This window comes from Arthrobacter sp. Y3221087, from assembly GCF_059089905.1.
Genome location: NZ_JBNHFE010000005.1, coordinates 128,538 through 143,027 on the forward strand (window position 1 = coordinate 128,538; position 14,490 = coordinate 143,027).

At 66.6% G+C, this 14,490-nt stretch carries 13 protein-coding genes; 8 read left to right on the top strand and 5 right to left on the bottom strand.

Going from position 1 to position 14,490, the window contains the following annotated elements; all coding sequences use genetic code 11:
• Entirely contained in the window at positions 1 to 576 is a 576-nt protein-coding gene (locus AC5RUO_RS15695; protein ID WP_494103994.1) for a tripartite tricarboxylate transporter TctB family protein, read from the bottom strand.
• Positions 577 to 581: 5 nt separating this feature from the next.
• The gene (locus AC5RUO_RS15700; RefSeq protein WP_494103995.1) at positions 582 to 1,586 is read right to left on the bottom strand and encodes a Bug family tripartite tricarboxylate transporter substrate binding protein; all 1,005 of its coding nucleotides are present in this window, start codon (positions 1,584 to 1,586) and stop codon (positions 582 to 584) included.
• Between the two features lie 139 nt (positions 1,587 to 1,725).
• Here AC5RUO_RS15700 and AC5RUO_RS15705 point away from each other — a divergent pair, with 139 nt between their 5' ends.
• The 5 genes from AC5RUO_RS15705 to AC5RUO_RS15725 all read left to right on the top strand — a co-directional run bounded on the left by AC5RUO_RS15705 (position 1,726) and on the right by AC5RUO_RS15725 (position 8,465).
• Positions 1,726 to 2,610: a LysR family transcriptional regulator gene (locus AC5RUO_RS15705; RefSeq protein ID WP_494103996.1), complete on the top strand. Its 885-nt coding sequence runs from the start codon at positions 1,726 to 1,728 to the stop codon at positions 2,608 to 2,610.
• 141 nt (positions 2,611 to 2,751) lie between these two features.
• Positions 2,752 to 3,666 (top strand): 5-dehydro-4-deoxyglucarate dehydratase, encoded by a 915-nt coding sequence (kdgD, locus tag AC5RUO_RS15710; protein ID WP_494103997.1) that lies wholly within the window; start codon positions 2,752 to 2,754, stop codon positions 3,664 to 3,666.
• Positions 3,667 to 3,702: 36 nt separating this feature from the next.
• On the top strand, positions 3,703 to 5,307 hold the full coding sequence (locus tag AC5RUO_RS15715) for an aldehyde dehydrogenase (NADP(+)) (protein WP_494103998.1): 1,605 nt from the start codon (positions 3,703 to 3,705) through the stop codon (positions 5,305 to 5,307).
• Positions 5,304 to 6,632, top strand: coding sequence for an enolase C-terminal domain-like protein (locus AC5RUO_RS15720; RefSeq protein ID WP_494103999.1), 1,329 nt, complete (start codon positions 5,304 to 5,306; stop codon positions 6,630 to 6,632). Before AC5RUO_RS15715 ends, AC5RUO_RS15720 begins: the two co-directional genes overlap by 4 nt.
• Positions 6,633 to 7,112: 480 nt before the next feature.
• The gene (locus AC5RUO_RS15725) at positions 7,113 to 8,465 is read left to right on the top strand and encodes an MFS transporter (protein WP_494104000.1); all 1,353 of its coding nucleotides are present in this window, start codon (positions 7,113 to 7,115) and stop codon (positions 8,463 to 8,465) included.
• 103 nt (positions 8,466 to 8,568) lie between these two features.
• Here the strand turns inward: AC5RUO_RS15725 and AC5RUO_RS15730 are convergent, their stop codons facing one another.
• Positions 8,569 to 9,804: a beta-ketoacyl-[acyl-carrier-protein] synthase family protein gene (locus tag AC5RUO_RS15730; protein ID WP_494104001.1), complete on the bottom strand. Its 1,236-nt coding sequence runs from the start codon at positions 9,802 to 9,804 to the stop codon at positions 8,569 to 8,571.
• 6 nt (positions 9,805 to 9,810) lie between these two features.
• Positions 9,811 to 11,424: a peptide chain release factor 3 gene (locus AC5RUO_RS15735; protein ID WP_479773586.1), complete on the bottom strand. Its 1,614-nt coding sequence runs from the start codon at positions 11,422 to 11,424 to the stop codon at positions 9,811 to 9,813.
• A 231-nt stretch (positions 11,425 to 11,655) separates the two neighbouring features.
• On the opposite strand from AC5RUO_RS15735, the gene AC5RUO_RS15740 reads away from it, so the two are divergent.
• The 3 genes from AC5RUO_RS15740 (at position 11,656) to disA (ending at position 13,716) form a co-directional block, all read left to right on the top strand.
• Complete coding sequence (locus AC5RUO_RS15740; RefSeq protein ID WP_494011854.1) at positions 11,656 to 11,862, top strand: hypothetical protein; 207 nt, start codon at positions 11,656 to 11,658, stop codon at positions 11,860 to 11,862.
• Positions 11,863 to 11,888: 26 nt separating this feature from the next.
• Complete coding sequence (locus AC5RUO_RS15745; RefSeq protein WP_494104002.1) at positions 11,889 to 12,419, top strand: 2'-5' RNA ligase family protein; 531 nt, start codon at positions 11,889 to 11,891, stop codon at positions 12,417 to 12,419.
• A gap of 220 nt (positions 12,420 to 12,639) precedes the next feature.
• Complete coding sequence (gene disA / locus AC5RUO_RS15750; protein ID WP_009357808.1) at positions 12,640 to 13,716, top strand: DNA integrity scanning diadenylate cyclase DisA; 1,077 nt, start codon at positions 12,640 to 12,642, stop codon at positions 13,714 to 13,716.
• Positions 13,717 to 13,731: 15 nt separating this feature from the next.
• Here the strand turns inward: disA and AC5RUO_RS15755 are convergent, their stop codons facing one another.
• Positions 13,732 to 14,421: a hypothetical protein gene (locus tag AC5RUO_RS15755; protein WP_494011857.1), complete on the bottom strand. Its 690-nt coding sequence runs from the start codon at positions 14,419 to 14,421 to the stop codon at positions 13,732 to 13,734.
• Positions 14,422 to 14,490 lie beyond the last annotated feature (69 nt).

Below are 14,490 nucleotides of genomic sequence, written 5' to 3' on the forward strand. Positions count from 1 at the left end.
CTAGAAGAGGTGGGGAATGGAGGTGCCGAGCGCCAGGACGAAAATCCCGTAGAACGCGGCGACGACGAGCGCACTGACCAGGAGCGTGGACCGCCAGGTCTCACCGCCGAGGAACCGCATCCAGATGATGCAGAGGATCAGGGCGGGTATCTCGAATCCGATAAGCGGCATCAGCGCCACCATGGCTGCGAGCGTCACCAGTCCGGTGAGCGGGGCGGCAGACATCCGGGTGAACTTTTCCGCGTCCCGGTTGTGCCGGCCCAGGATCAGCTGGAAAAGCCCCAGCGCTACCATGACGCAGCTGATCATGAACGGCCAAAGGCCCGGTTGCGGGCTTGCCGGGGTGCCCAGGCCCATGGCTACCGACAGGACGAGCGCACCGGTTCCGACGCCGAGCACCACCAGGGATGAGCCGGCGTTGGCGAGGGCGCCTGCCGCGGGGGGCTTTTCCGCCTCCCACTGGGCCGCCAGTTGCTCCGGGGTCAGCGCTTCGGGCAGGTCATTGGGGGCGTCCCCGCCGGACGGGACGGCTGAGCTGCCGTCCCGTCCGGCGGACACTGCTGGAGTGGTCTCCATTGCTGTTACTTGTTTCCGCTCAGGCTGATGTCGTACTTCTCCACCAGTTCCTTGTACTTCGCTGCATAGCCCTTCCACTCGGTGACGACTTCTTCACCGGAAATTTCCTTGGGGGTCAGCATGTTCTTCTCGTTGAACTCCTTGTAGGCGTCCGACTTGAAGGTTTCCTGGAACGCGGCGAGCAGCTTGTCCTTCACGTCCTGCGGGGTACCCTTAGGCGCTGCCACTGCCCGGTACTGGGCCACGGGAACGTCGTATCCGGCCTCCTTTGCGGAGGGAACGTCGGGAAGGAAGCTGTTGCGCCCTTCCGAGAAGACGAGCAGCGGTGAAACCTTGCCCGCTTCGATCTGGGGCATTGCCTCGCCGAGCTGGATGGTCGCCAGCTCAACCTGGTTGCCCATGACGGCAGTCAAGGCAGGCTTGCCGCTGTCGAACGGGACGTCGGTGCCCTGGACGTTGGCCTGCTTGAAGAGAACGGTCTGGGCCAGCTGGCTGCCCGTGCCGACGCCGGTGGTGCCGAAGGTGACGTTGCGCCCGGCGTCGGTGACGTCCTTGAAGCTCTTGAAGCCGGAGTCCGTGCTGGCGACGAGCACGTAGTCGTCCTGCGAAAGCCCGGCGATGACATCCAGATCGTCAATGTTGACGGCCTCGTCCGCGCTGACAGCAAGGGGAGTGATGGTGACCAGGGAGGCTGTCAGCAGGACGAGTTCCTGGCCGTCGGCGGGCTTGCCTGCGACTTCCTTGGTGGCCAGGGCGCCGTTGGCACCGGGCTTGTTCACGACCGGCATCGGGGCGCCGAGGGTCTTGGTGGCTCCTTCGGCAAGGGCCCGGGCGATGAGGTCGGTGCTGCCGCCCGCAGCCTGGCCGACCGTGAGTGTCACAGGGCCGCTGGGGTATTTGGACGTGTTGGCGGCACTGCCGCCGGCGACGTTGCCGCAGGCGGTCATGGCCAGGAGGGTGATGGCTGACGCCGCGCCAAGGACGGCGCGGCGTGTGGGGAAGTGCTTCATTGGAACTCCTCGATAAGTCTCCGGGCGGGGTCCGGACAATCTGTGAACCGGGTCACCCCGTTCGCTTTGTCGAGTGTAGGGAGGAGTTATGATGCCTGTCTAAGCCCAAAACTGCATCAAGTGATACCGTGAAGGCATCATGTTCACATTCGACCAACTGGCAGGGTTCATCGCCGTTGCTGAGGAATTGCATTTCGGCCGGGCGGCCGAACGCCTCAACATGACACAGCCCCCGCTCAGCCGGCAGATCCAAAAGCTGGAAAAGATCATCGGGGCCGAACTACTGGAGCGCGACAACCGGAAAGTCGAACTGACAAACGCAGGCAAGACCTTCCTTGAGGAAGCCCGCCGCCTCATGGCGCTGGCCGAACGCGCCCCGGTCTCGGCGCGCCGGATAGCTTCGGGAAGGTCGGGCGTCCTGCGCATCGGATTCACTGCCGCCAGCGGCTTCAGTATCCTTGGCCCGATGCTGGAAGAGATTGCGGCCATCATCCCGGACGTGGATGTGGATTTGCAGGAGCTCGTCACCGGGGAGCAGATCAGCCGGCTGATGTCCGGAGAACTGGATCTCGGACTCGCCCGGCCGCCATTCGACCGGGAAACGTTCGACTCCCACCTGCTGTACCAGGAGTCGCTGGTCCTTGCGGTTCCCGCCGGACACCCCCTGACGCTTCTGGCGCGGGAGATCACGGCTGAGGACTTCAAGGACGAGCCGCTCATCATGCATTCCCCCATCCAGGCCCGCTACTTCTACGACCTCGTGGTGAGGACCCTTCCCATCCACCACGCCAACGTGGTCCACACGGTAAGCCAGGTGCTGACCATGGTCTCGCTGGTTGCAGCCAAACGCGGCGTCGCTTTCGTGCCGCATTCCGCCACCCTGCTGGGGATCAAAGGCGTGGAGTTCCTGCGGTTGCCAGACAACCACGGCGGGCAGGTGGAACTGCACGCCATCTGGAACCGCAGGATCACCAACCCCGCACTGTCCCGCCTCCTGCGGGACTTCGAGTTTGCGATGGAGTGAGCACCCGAAGAATCAGCCGTAATGCGCTAAAGGTATAAATGCATTCAAAAGTGCACTTAGACAGGCATTACATCCTCTGCCTAACCTGAACAGGAATTCATCACCAGCGGCCAGTAGGCGCTCGAACCAGAGGACAAGATCGTGGCAAAGTACACCCCCCAGGAACTGGCAAACACCCTGAAAGACGGCCTGCTGTCGTTCCCGGTAACGTCCTTTGACGCCGCACTGCAGTTCGATGAGGAGAACTACCGCAAGCACCTCGCCTGGCAGGCCAGCTTCCCCGTTGCGGGCCTCTTCGCAGCAGGCGGCACTGGCGAAGGGTTCTCCCTGACCCCGGCGGAATCCGCCCGCGTGGTCCGTGCCGCCGTCGACGAGGTGGGCGGCCAGGTTCCCGTGCTGGCCTCCGCAGGCGGCTCCACCGCCCAGGCCATCGAGAACGCCCAGGCTGCCGAAGCTGCGGGCGCCGAAGGCCTTCTGCTGCTCCCGCCATACTTGACCGAAGCGGACCAGGGCGGACTCATCGACCACGTCAGCGCCGTCTGCAGCTCCACCTCCCTTGGCGTCATCATCTACAACCGCGCCAACGCCATCTACCAGGACACCACCGTGGCCACCCTGGCGGACCGCCACGAGAACCTGATCGGCTTCAAGGACGGCGTGGGTGACCTGGAACACGACGCCCGCGTCTACGCCAAGCTCGGCGGCCGGCTGTTCTACCTCGGCGGCCTTCCCACCGCAGAGACCTTCGCCCTTCCGCTGCTGCAGCTGGGCATGAGCACCTACTCCAGCGCCATGTACAACTTCGTCCCGCAGTTCGCACTGGACTTCTACCAGGATGTCCGGAACAACGACCGTGCGGCCGTCAACCAGAAGCTCAACGACTTCGTGATCCCCTACCTGGACATCCGTGACCGGGTGAAGGGCTACGCCGTCTCCATCGTCAAGGGCGGCCTGGACGCCATCGGCCGCTCCGCAGGCCCCGTCCGTCCCCCGCTGCAGAACATGGCCGAGAAGGACCTGGCAGACCTCAAAGCCCTCATCGCCCGCGTTTCCTGACCGTCCCTGCTACACCGCTACACAGGAGGAACCCACGTGACCCTCACCGGACACTCCCTGATCGCCGGACAGACCGTCGTCGGCGACGGCAAGACAACCTTCGGCTTCAACCCCGCCACCAACGAGGCGCTGGAGCCCGCGTACACGCTGTTGGCCGAAGAGCAGCTCAAGTCCGCCACCACCGCCGCGAAGGAGGCCTACCCGTCCTTCAGCACCCTTGACCCGGAAACGCACGCCGCGTTCCTGGACGCCATCGCTGACAACATCGAAGCCATCGGCGACGAACTGATCATCCGCGCCGGCCAGGAAACCGGGCTGCCCGCGGCCCGGCTCCAGGGCGAACGCGCCCGCACTACCGGCCAGCTGCGCCTGTTCGCGAACGTCGTCCGCCAGGGCGACTTCCGCGGCGTCCGCATTGACCCCGCCATCCCGGACCGCACCCCTCTCCCCCGCCCCGACATCCGCCAGCGCCAGATCCCGCTCGGGCCGGTCGCCGTCTTCGGCGCCAGCAACTTCCCGTTGGCCTTCTCCACCGCCGGCGGCGACACCGCGTCGGCCCTGGCCGCAGGCTGTCCCGTGGTCTTCAAAGCGCACAACGCCCACCCCGGCACCAGCGAACTTGTCGGCCAGGCAGTCACGAAGGCCGTCAAGGACTTCGGCCTGCACCCCGGCGTGTTCTCCCTGATCTACGGCCCCGGCGCCAGCATCGGCCAGGCCCTCGTTTCCGATCCCGCCATCAAGGCCGTCGGCTTCACCGGTTCCCAGGCCGCCGGCATCGCCCTGATGAAGACCGCCGCCGCCCGCCGCGAACCCATCCCGGTCTACGCCGAAATGTCCTCCCTGAACCCGGTCTTCGTCTTCGAAGGCGCCCTCAAAGGCGACGTCGACGCCCTGGCGCAGCAGTACGTCACCGCCGTCACCGGCAGCTCCGGCCAGCTCTGCACTTCCCCCGGCCTGCTGTTCGCCCCCGAAGGCGAGGCAGGCGACAAACTCGCCGCCGCCGTCGCACGCGCCGTGGCAGCCTGCTCGGGGCAGACCATGCTTACCGAGGGCATCGCGGGGTCCTGGAACGCCGGAACCGAAGCGCTCGGCAAGGCCGACGGCGTCGAACTCCTTGGCCAGGGCGCCCCTGGCCCGACGCAGAACGCCCCCGCACCCGCCATCTTCGGCACCGGCGTGGACCAGTTCATCAGCAACCACGTCCTGCACGAGGAGATCTTCGGCGCCGCGTCCCTGGTCATCCGGTACAAGAACGTCCAGGACCTGCTGCAGGCCGCCGGCCGCATCGAGGGCCAGCTCACCGCATCCCTGCACCTTACCGAAGCGGACTACCCGATGGCGGCACCCCTGATCCCCGTCCTGGAACAGAAGGTGGGCCGCATCATCGTCAACGGCTGGCCCACCGGCGTCGAGGTAGGCCACGCGATGGTCCATGGCGGCCCGTTCCCCGCCACCTCCGACACCCGCACCACCTCCGTGGGCACCCTCGCCATCAACCGGTTCCTCCGCCCGGTCGCCTACCAGAACATCCCCCAGGGACTGCTCCCCGAGGCCCTCCGGGACGCCAACCCCTGGCACCTCAACCGCCGCATCAACGGCGACGTGGTTCCCGCCGCAGAGAAAGCAGAGGTCAGCGCATGAGCCGCCAGCCCACCATCGCCGGAGTCGAGGTAGTACCGGTTGCGGGCTACGACAGCATGCTGATGAACCTCAGCGGCGCCCACGGCCCTTTCTTTACGCGCAACGTTGTGATCATCACCGATTCGGACGGGCGCACCGGCCTGGGCGAGGTTCCCGGCGGCGAGAAAATCCGCACCACAATCGAGGAAGCCGGTGCCCTCATCAACGGGAAGCCGGTGGCACGCTACCGCTCGCTCCTGCGTGAGGTGGCGGCTGAGTTCGCAGACCGGGACGCCGGCGGGCGCGGCCTGCAAACCTTCGACCTGCGCACCACGGTCCACGCCGTCACCGCCGTCGAATCAGCCCTGCTGGACCTGCACGGCCAGTACCTCGGCGTGCCGGTGGCGGAACTGCTCGGCGACGGCCAGCAGCGCACGTCCGTGCCGATGCTCGGCTACCTGTTCTTCGTCGGCGACCACGCGCGCACGGACCTGCCCTACCTGGTGGAGGACGCGCCCGCCGACCGGTGGGAAAAGCTCCGCCGCCAGGAGGCCATGACTCCGGACGCCGTCGTCGCCCTGGCCGAAGCCGCGCAGGAGCGTTACGGCTTCAGCGACTTCAAGCTCAAGGGCGGCGTGCTGTCCGGCGACGAAGAAGTGGACGTGGTCACCGCCCTCGCCCAACGCTTCCCGGAGGCCCGGGTCACCCTGGACCCAAACGGCGGCTGGCTCCTCGAGGACGCCATCCGCCTGGGCAAACGCATGCAGGGCGTCGTGGCCTACGCCGAGGACCCCTGCGGCGCCGAAGGCCGGTTCTCCGGCCGCGAGGTGATGGCGGAGTTCCGCCGGGCCGCGGGCCTGAAGACGGCCACCAACATGATCGCCACCGACTGGCGGGAAATGTCCCATGCCATCCGCAGCAACGCCGTGGACATCCCGCTGGCGGACCCGCACTTCTGGACCATGCATGGCTCGGTCCGGGTGGCACAGCTGTGCAACGAGTTCGGACTCACCTGGGGCTCGCACTCGAACAACCACTTCGACATCTCGCTGGCCATGTTCACGCACACCGGCGCTGCTGCCCCGGGCGAAATCACCGCGCTGGACACGCACTGGATCTGGCAGGACGGCCAGGGCCTCACCAGGGAACCGCTGCAGATCAAGGGCGGCGCCATCGAGGTGCCTAACGCCCCGGGGCTGGGCATTGAGCTGGACCGGGATGCCCTGGACAAGGCGCACCAGCTGTACCTCGAGCACGGCCTGGACGCCCGCGATGACAGCATCGGCATGCAGTACTACATCGAAGGCTGGTCCTTCGACCCGAAGCGGCCCTGCCTGGTCAGGTAAGCCGCAATCCACTGCGCCCTTCCCGGCAGTACGCCGGCATCAACTTCCGCACGGCCGGAACCTCCCCGCAACAGAGGCCGGCCGTGCGGAATTCCACCCTTAGAGCCCCCATGAATGCCCAAACGGCCCTCCTCGAACGCACACATGCAAGCGCGGCTGCATTTCACCCACAGCCGCGTCCCCTCGCTGGCAACAACCCGGCACCCGTAGGCGCCGACTGCGATGACGAGTGCCACTTTTGCCAGGGACCAGAAACAGACTGACCCGCACTTGGCGCTCCCCTCCCGCGCCGCCGCGGCAGGGGCGTCCCGGTGTCGCCTCTTCCGGGGCGACCATGCCGACAGGGCATGAAGCGATGCGGATTGCGTGTTGGACGCGCATCACATCGGGAACCTAAAGTAGTGGAGTCGCTGTGGCGGGCCCCACATCCCATCGCCCCGCAGCCGCCCTGCGTTACCCAACCCCCAAAGGAAACATTCGATGATGTCTGTGGACAATGCCGTCACGGACGTGGCCTCGGCCACGAAAAAATTCTTCAAGCGCGTGCTGCCCATCATGCTGGTCATGCTGGTCTGCAACCAGCTGAACCGCTCCAACATCGGCTACGCCCAGGACCACCTCCAGGCTGATGTTGGAATCGGCGCTGCCGCCTACGGTTTCGGCGCCGGGCTGTTCTTCATCGCCTATGCCATCTTCGAACTCCCCAGCAACGTCATGATGGAAAAGTACGGCGCCAAAGTGTGGCTGACCCGGATCATGATCAGCTGGGGCACTGTTTCTTTCCTCATGGCTTTCGTGCAGAACGAAACCATGTTCTACGTCCTGCGCTTCCTGCTGGGCGCCGCCGAGGCCGGGTTCTTCCCCGCCGTCATCTTCTACTTCGCCCGCTGGGTCCCGGCCGGCCAGCGCGGCAAGGCCACGGCCATCTTCATCGCCGGGTCCTCCATCGCCGCGGCAATTTCGGGCCCCATCGCCGGGGTGCTGCTGAGCCTCCACGGGGCTCTTGGCCTGCGGGGCTGGCAGTGGCTTTTCGGCTTCGAAGGCGCACTGTCCGTCGTGGTGGGCTTCGCAGTGTTCTTTGTCCTGGATGCCAAAATCAAGGACGCCAAGTGGCTGTCTGCAGCCGAGAAGGATGCACTGTCAGAGGCAATTGCCGCTGAGGATGCACAGCACTCCCAGGCCCACGCCGGCAAGGCCAACCGCTGGAAGATGCTCCTGAACCCGCAGATCCTGCTGCTGTGCGGCATCTACTTCTCGGTGCAGCTTTCCATCTACGCCAACACCTTCTGGCTTCCCAGCATCATCAAGCAGATTCCCGGGACCACGGACCTCACCGTCGGATTCCTTTCCTCCATCCCGTGGGTCTGCGCCGTGTTTGCCATGTACTTCGCCGCCAAGCTGCAGGACAAGGCAAAGTCGAAGCGTCCTCTGCTGGTGGTGGCGCTGCTGGTGGCCGCCGTTGGCACCTTCGCGGCCGCCGTCGCTTCGCCCGTCATGGCCCTGGTGTTCCTCGCCATCGCGGCCATGGGCTTCAAGAGCGCTTCGCCCCTGTTCTGGACCATCCCGCAGTCCGGGCTGCACCCGCTGGTGCTTGCCCCCGCGATCGCCATCATCAACTCGCTGGGCAACCTGGGCGGCTTCGTTGCCCCCTTCGGCTTCGGCATCATCAAGGAACAGACCGGCAGCGTCATCCCCGGCCTGTTCGCCCTGGCCGCCGCATCCACCATCGCTGCCGGCCTGGTCTACTTCCTCAAGGAAAGGCGGACTGACGGCGGGGAGGTTGCCCCGGAGGAGGAGCCCGTGCTGGCGGCTCCGGTTCCCAGTCGGGCCTGACGCCCCTTTACATCCGGATTGCCCGAGCGGTGCCGGAGTGCTGTAGCGATACGGCGTTCCCGGCACCGCTCCAGCATTTCCAGCGGAGGTTTCCGGGCGGCGCCTACCGGCCTGTGATGACCAGGGCGACGCTGTGCCCGCCAAAGCCGAAGGCGTTCACCAGCCCGGCCGGGGAATATCCTGCCCGGAGCGTGTGGACGTCGTCGGTGACGACGTTAAGGTCCACTTCCGGGTCCAGCTCTTCGACGTTGAGGGTCCCCGGCAGCTGGCCCGTGCGCAGCGCCTCCAAAACCACGACGGCGGCCAGCGCGCCGGCGCCGCCCAGCAGGTGGCCGGTGTGCCCCTTGGTGGAGGTCACCGGCACGTCCGCGCCAAAGATCGCGTTGATGGCCTGGCCTTCCAGCCGGTCCCCCACGGGGGTGGATGTTGCGTGGGCGTGGACGAAGCCGATGTCCGCGGGCTGCATTCCGGCCGATTCCAGGGCCTTCTGCATCACTCGCCGCTGCATGGCAGGGTCCGCTGCCACAATGTCGTTCGCGTCCGAGGTGACGGCTCCGCCGGCCACCGCACCCAGCACTGCCGCGCCGCGGGCACGCGCGTGGTCCTCGCTCTCCAGCACCACCACACCGGCGCCCTCGGCCAGCACAAAACCGTCCCGGCCGCCGTCGAACGGGCGGGAGGCGCGCTGCGGCTCATCGGAGCGGGTGGACAAAGCGCGGATCTGCGAAAAACCGGTGATCACGAGGTCGTTGACGGACGCGTCTACGCCGCCGGCAATCACGACGTCGGCCGCACCGGAGCGGATCATCTCCGCCGCCTGCACAATCGCCTCAGCCCCGGAGGCACAGGCGCTGACCGGCGTGCGGGCGCCGCCGCGGGCGCCGAGGTCGATGGACACCCAAGCCGCCGGGCCGTTCACCATGAGCCGGGTCAGTGTGTGGGGCGACACCTTGCGGGGGCCGGACTCGGCCAGGGTCCGGTCCTGTTCAAGGGTGGACCCCAGGCCGCCGTAAGCGGAGCCGATCACCACGGCGAAGCGTTCGGGGTCCACCTCAGGGGCGCCGGCCTGGGCCCACGCTTCGCGCGCTGCGATGAGCGCCAGCTGGCCGCAACGGTCCATCCGCTTGATCTCGCGGGTGCTGAGGTGGCCGGAAAGGTCAGCTGGGGCCTGGCCGGCGATCTTCACCGGAAGCTGCTCCGCCCACTCTGCGTCCAGCGCGGCAATGCCCGATTTTCCGGCTACCAGGGCGGCCCAGGTTTCGGCAACCGAGGAGCCGAGCGGGTTGACGGTACCGGCGCCGGTCACCACGGCGCGGACAGGTGATGGATTCAGTGTCATGGTGCCTTACTTCGCGGGGTTGTGCGTGCCGATGGGCACCAGGGTGAGGTCCGGGTGGTTCTTTTCGATCCGCCGCAGCGCCCAGACGTCGTTGAACAGGGCGAGGTATTCGCCGTCGGACCGCAGCAGCACCTCGGCGCCCGGCACGTTGGCCAGCGCGGGCATGGCCTCCGCCGTCGAAATCCTGGCCAGCGAGTAGGGCAGGCGTTCCAGGCGCATGGGGGCGCTGAAGTCGTGCGCCATGCGGTCCTCCACCACCTCGAACTGCATGGGTCCGACGGCGGCAAGCACCGGCGCCTGGTCGCCACGGACGTCGGAACGGAGCACCTGGATGACGCCCTCGTGCTCGAGCTGCTCGATGCCGCGGCGGAACTGCTTGAACTTGCTGGGGTCCTTCGAACGCGCCACCTGGAAGTGTTCCGGGGCGAACAGCGGGATGGCCGGATACTCCACCGGCTCCTCGAGGAACAAGCTGTCGCCAACGCGCAGGGATGAAGCGTTTACCAGTCCCACCACGTCGCCCGGGTACGCCTCGTCAATGACTTCGCGTTCCCGCCCGAACACCTGCTGGGCGTACTTGGTGGCAAAGGACTTGCCGGTGCGGGTCTGGGTGACCACCATGCCGCGCTCGAAGACACCGGAGCAGACGCGGATGAAGGCAACGTGGTCGCGGTGGGCCTTGTTCATGCCGGCCTGCACCTTGAACACAAACCCGGAGAACGGCGATTCGACGGGGCGGGGGCTGCCGTCCACATCGGGGCGCGGCGCCGCCGGCGGGGCGAAGTCCACCAGTGCGTCCAGCAGTTCCTTGACGCCGAAGTTGAGGGCGGCGGAGCTGAACAGGATGGGGGTTGCCTTGCCGGCGTGGAAGGCGTCGACGTCGAATTCCAGGTTCGATTCGATCACCAGGCCGGCCTCGTCCACGGCGTCGGACCAGTTGCTGCCCTGGCTTTCCGCGGCTTCCTCCGGGGTGAAGTATTCGGTGATGGCGATCTGCGCGCCGGCGTTGTTGCGCTGGAAGCGGGCAAAGCGGTCGTTGCGGAGATCCCAGACACCGCGGAAGTCGCCAGAGATGCCGACAGCCCAGGTCAGGGGCATGGGCTGCAGGCCGGTGCGTTCGGTGATCTCGTCCATCAAGGCCAGCGCATCCAGGCCGGGCCTGTCCCACTTGTTGATGACCGTGATGATGGGCAGGTTGCGCTGCTTGCAGACTTCGAACAGCTTCATGGTCTGGGTTTCCAGGCCCTTGGCTGCGTCCACGAGCATCACGGCGCAGTCGACGGCGGCGAGCACGCGGTAGGTGTCCTCCGAGAAGTCGGCGTGGCCGGGGGTGTCCAGCAGGTTGATGACCGTGTCCCGGTAGGAGAACTGCAGGGCGGCGGAACTGATGGAGATGCCGCGGTCCTTTTCCATCTGCATCCAGTCGGAGACCGTTTCCTTGCGGTTCGCCTTGCCGCTGGAGGCGCCGGCGGTCCCGATGACCTTGGCGTGCAGGGCGAGCGCTTCCGTGAGCGTGGACTTGCCGGCGTCGGGGTGCGAGATGACAGCAAAGGTCCTGCGGCGGCCGGCCTCTTTGTGAATCGCGGAGATCCGGGCGGGGGTCAGGACATCTTGGGACACGGTGCTACTTTCGCTGCGGTTGGGATTGCCCAGGCGCTGGCGGCGCCTTTCGAAGCACTGCGCTCCAGGCACTGCACTTAACGGAACGGCGGGCCGCGGGGCCGGTAGGCGGGCCGGCGGACAGCCAAGGTACAAGTTTATCGCAGCACCGCAAACCGGCTCCGTGCCCGCTTAACGCCCGTGAAACCAACCGTTCAAAACCGGGAAACGGCAGGCGGTTAGGTTGGCACCATGACGACGCAGGGCAAGCTGTTTTTCGATCCCATCACCACCGGTCCGGACTCCGCGCGGGACCAGGACCGTAATGCAAGCTCGGCGGGCCGCGGCACCCAGACGGCGGTGGAGCTGAAGGCGCTGCGGGCGGCGTCGCTGGCCGCCGTCAGCAGGGATCTGGAGCGCATGCTCCGGGAGCGCGCACGCCAGCCCTTTCCCGGATGAAGCTGCGGTAACGGCATGATTTGTTCATGCGCAGCATCGAGCTGGTCCTGGACGCCTCTTCCGATTCCCTCATCAGGGCCGACTGGGCAAGGCTCGCCGCTGCCGGCGTTCCCAGCCAGGCGGGCCATACGTCCGCCAGCAACAGCCCGCATATCACCCTTGCCGCCGGCCAGGACCTGACGGTGCCGGACAACGCCGATGACCTCTGGCAGGGACTGCCGCTGGGCATCGGGTTCTCCGGAGTCCAGGTTTTCGCTTCGGGGGCCGGCAGGTATGTCCTTGCCCGCTCGGTTGTGGTAACGGCGGCACTCCTTGACCTGCACCGGGCCCTCCATGATCGGGCGGCAGGCGCATTGCCGCTCACCCGGCCAGATGCCTGGACGCCGCATGTCACCCTCGCCCGCCAGGTTCCCGGGCATCTCGTAGCGACGGCGCTGGACCTGCTTGAGCTGCGAATGGAGGCCCAGTGCACCGCCGCCAGGCACTGGGACAGCACCACCAGGACCATCACTTCCCTGGGACCTGGCGGCCAGGCGCTTCCCCGGGTCCCGGGCTAACCAGGGGCAAAGTGGCCATCACCGGGCTGCAGGACAGGCCGGTTCGGCGGTACTTTCAGGAACCCCCTTAATGGGGCACTTTGGGGCTTGCCCGTGCGGAAGTTGGAGTTCTTGCCCCTATCATTGAGCTTGCGGGAAAATGAGCACTTTTTATCCTGCCGGCAAGTGTAAAAAGCCGGCATCTTGCGGGCGGCGGTCCGCACCTTTGAAGGGAATATCTATGGCGCGGAGCCCCGAGGAATCACTTAGGGCGACTCTGGGCAGAGTGGCACCCGGAACTCCCCTTCGTGACGGACTGGAGCGCATCCTCCGCGGCCGGACCGGCGCGCTGATCGTCCTGGGCTCGGACCGGACGGTCGACTCCATTTGCTCCGGCGGATTCGATATTGGCATCGAGTTTTCGCCCACCCGGCTCCGTGAGCTCGCCAAGATGGACGGCGCCATCATCTGTGACCGGGACGCCGGGAACATCCTGCGTGCGGCCGTCCAGCTGGTGCCCGATTCCAGCATTGAGACCCAGGAGTCCGGCACCCGGCACCGCACCGCCGAACGTGTTGCCATCCAGACCGGAGTCCCGGTCATCTCCGTCAGCCAGTCCATGCAGATCATCGCGCTGTACGTAAACGGCCTGCGGCATGTGCTCGAGGGCTCGGAGAAGGTCCTGGCCCGCGCCAACCAGGCCCTTGCAACCCTTGAACGCTACCGGTCCCGCCTTGACCAGGTGACCAGTTCGCTGTCGGCTCTGGAGATTGAGGCGATGGTAACTGTCAGGGACGTGGCGGTTACCCTGCAACGGCAGGAAATGGTCCGCCGGATCTCCGAGGAAATCTCCCAGTACGTCCTGGAGCTGGGCGAAGACGGCCGGCTCCTGTCACTCCAGCTCGATGAGCTGACAGTGGGCCGGGGCCCGGGCAGCGACGTCATCATCCGCGACTACGCCAGCCCGGACGCCTCGCCCGAGGACATCGAAAAGGCCGTCAGCGCGCTGGTTAATCTCGGTCCCACCGAACTGATTGACCTCGGCAAGATTTCGGGCATCGTGGGGTTCGCCGGCGGGGAGGCGAACCTCGACGCCGTGGTCCAGCCCCGCGGCTACCGGCTGTTGTCCGGCCTGAAGGCGGTTCCCAAGGCTGTTGCCGACCGCCTGGTGGACCACTTCGGCGGGCTGCAGTTCCTGATGGCGGCCACCATTGACGACCTCATGACCGTCGACGGCATCGGCGACCAGCGCGCACGCACGGTCCGGGAAGGCCTCAGCCGGATGGCAGAGGCCAGCCTGCTGGACCGCTTCCTGTAAAGACCCCGCGGAAAGTCAGTTCAGCTGGAAGACGGCTTTCGGGCTTGCCTTGGAACCCAGCTTGGCGGTGAAGATGTAGTACGCCCCGCCGGCACCGGGCTTGGCGTCCACCGCCTGGCACCCCTCAACGCTCCGGTTCCGGGGCCATGGGAAGTTGGCGGTTTCGCTGGCTCCCGGAGCGATCACCTTCACCAGGTCCTCGCTGGCCGCCTGGCAGTCCCTGGAAGAGAAGACCCTGTCCGGGCCGCTGGTCACCAGGAACTCCATCTGCGAGGTTCCGATGTTCACCTGGCACGGCACCTCTCCCCCGTTCGTCACCTTTAGGGTCAGCAGCGGGTTTTCGTCGGGCCCGTAGGCAGCCTTGTCCGTGGACGCGGAGACCGTTACGAGGTTCTGGTTGCACGTTGGCGTTGCGGAGGCGGTCGGCGTGGGGGCGGCGGAGGCTGACGCAGACACGGACGGGGAGGCGGAGGGAGCGACGGAAGCGGAACCGCTTGCCGGATCCGTGGACGAGGCCTGCTCGGAAGCCCCACCTAAGGCCCCCGCCAGGGCTAACCCGCCCACCACGAGAGCCAGGACCATCAGCAGCGCACCGCCAACCACCAGCCGCCGCCGGCGGTACACGGCAGGGCTGGGCTTCCGGACGCTGCTGGATCCGGATGCCGAAGCCTTGCCGCGTGCTGATGTAGTGCCCTGCTTGCCCATTCTTCTAGGCTAGGGAACCGCCCGGGTTCTGCCCCGCCACCACGCCGCCGGGCAGCCAACGCTGTCGGT